At 25.4% G+C, this 2,128-nt stretch carries 1 protein-coding gene and 1 other annotated feature; the gene reads left to right on the top strand.

What is annotated here, in order from left to right:
- Positions 1-213: 213 nt before the first annotated feature.
- Positions 214-443: a binding site (T-box leader), on the bottom strand.
- Positions 444-604: 161 nt separating this feature from the next.
- On the top strand, positions 605-2,110 hold the full coding sequence (locus tag NG918_RS13950) for a Ppx/GppA phosphatase family protein (RefSeq protein WP_252226701.1): 1,506 nt from the start codon (positions 605-607) through the stop codon (positions 2,108-2,110).
- The last annotated feature ends 18 nt before the right edge of the window (positions 2,111-2,128 follow it).

The following is a 2,128-nucleotide window of genomic DNA, read 5'->3' on the forward strand; positions in this document are numbered from 1 at the left end:
AGAACAAAATCGCTAAGGCGACTTTGGAGCTGTCGATTTTTTTAGCCATGCGCCCTTTCCAAACGCAGTGCAGGAATAATGGTGCGGCATATGATTATTTTTTATTCTTTAGGGGTACTCATAATACCTTTAAAACACATTATTTTAAAAGTTATCCACAAATTTTTTAATAATATAAATTCCTAAAGAATAAAAAAAATTCCTCTCTAAAAAATAAGAGACGAATTATCCGCGGTACCACTCTAATTGCATCTTTATAGTTTAACTTAAATCATAAAGATACCACTTAACTTTTAACGCAAGTTATTACGATCATCCCTACTTAAAACTTTTCAGGTGATTTCTCCAAGACTCTCTTCCTATTAATCTATCTTGTAAGGCTTACACTATCCCTTACTCGCTTTAAGAATCAATTATAGTACTCTTCTTTTCACAGAACTTTTCCATATTAATCTTCATTTATTATACAAATCAGCTTTAAATTTGTCAATCTTAAAAATAGAAAATAAATAACTCATCATATGAATTACTTTTCAAATGATGTATAATGATAATATTAATCTTAAGAATTAAAATGAATATTAGTACTTTAAGGAGTTATAAAATGAAAAAAATAGGTGTTATTTACATTGGTTCTAATTCAGTTAAATTTACATTAATGAATGTAATGAAAAATGGATATTATAAGGTTATCGGAGAATCTAGTAATGATATTAAACTTGCTTTAGATTTATTAGATGATAATAAAATATCTGATAGTAAAATAAACGAAACACTAGCAAATGTTCGTTCATTTAAATCATTATGTACTTTTTCAGAAGTAAAAGAAATCATAGCAGTTGCTACTTATACCTTAAAAAAAGCATCTAATTGTAATGAATTTCTTGAAAAAATAAAAAATCAGTTTAACATAACTGTTAACTTATTATCAGATGAGCAGGAAATATATTATAGTTACTTAGGGGTAACAAGAAGTATGTATGTAAATAATTCTCTTATTGTAGATATTTGTGGATCTTGTACTCATTTAACTTGGGTTAAAGATGGAAAAATAGAGAAAAATACTACAATTCCATTAGGGGCCTTAACTTATACTTTCAAATACAATTTACAAGATAGAGTGTGTTATGAAAATCTAGAAAAAGCCATATTGTCTTTAACAAGTATATTAGATGACATTGAGTGGTTAAAAAAAGAAAATTTCGAATCTATAATAGTTGTTGGTAGTACAGCTAGAACTCTTTGTAAAATTGATAAAGCTAAAAAAAGATATCCTTTTGATATTTTACACAACTACAAGTTAAATGAAAATGATGTTTATAAAATATATAACTTAATAAAATGTAAAGACTTTAAGCAGAGAACTAAAATAGATGGTTTATCAGTAGAAAAATCTGATTTAATAGTTGGGGGATTAAGTATACTAAATACTATAATTGAAAAAGTAAGATGTGATGATATTATAATATCTGGTCGTGGATTAAGAGAAGGTATAATGTTTGAATATATAAATAATCATTATGAGCCTATTGATGATATATTAGATTATAATTTGAATGGTATAATTGAATATTTAAATATAAATAGAGCACACGCTGAACATGTATTTAACATAACATCAACTCTATTTAATGAATTAAAGCCTATTCATAAATTAGGAGATAAATATAATAATGTATTAAAAACTGCTACATTATTGCATGATTCTGGAGTTAGTATAGATTATTATCATCATCATAAACATTCTTTTTATGTAATACTAAATTCCAACATTAATGGACTTAGTCATAGAGAACTATTCATGAGTGCTGCTATTGCTGCTACTCATAATGAAAGAGATAAAGTAGCACTGCCACCTTTCTTTTCAATAATAAATAAATTAGATATAAAAGCTATTAATTCTATTAATATACTTCTTATGATTGCTGAACATTTGGATCTAAGTCTTGAAAGAGCTGTAGACTATTTAAGCATTGATATAAAAGAAGATAGCGTTTTAATTAATTTATCCTCTCATTTAAATATCGATTTAGAAATAAAACAAGTACTTAAATTTAAAGATAGATTTAAAGATATTTATGGAAAAAATTTAGAAGTAAAACAAATATAATAAAAATGAGTTCGAAAA

The sequence above is a fragment of the Clostridium sp. ZBS2 genome (assembly GCF_023845855.1).
Classification (GTDB): Bacteria; Bacillota; Clostridia; order Clostridiales; family Clostridiaceae; genus Clostridium; species Clostridium aquiflavi.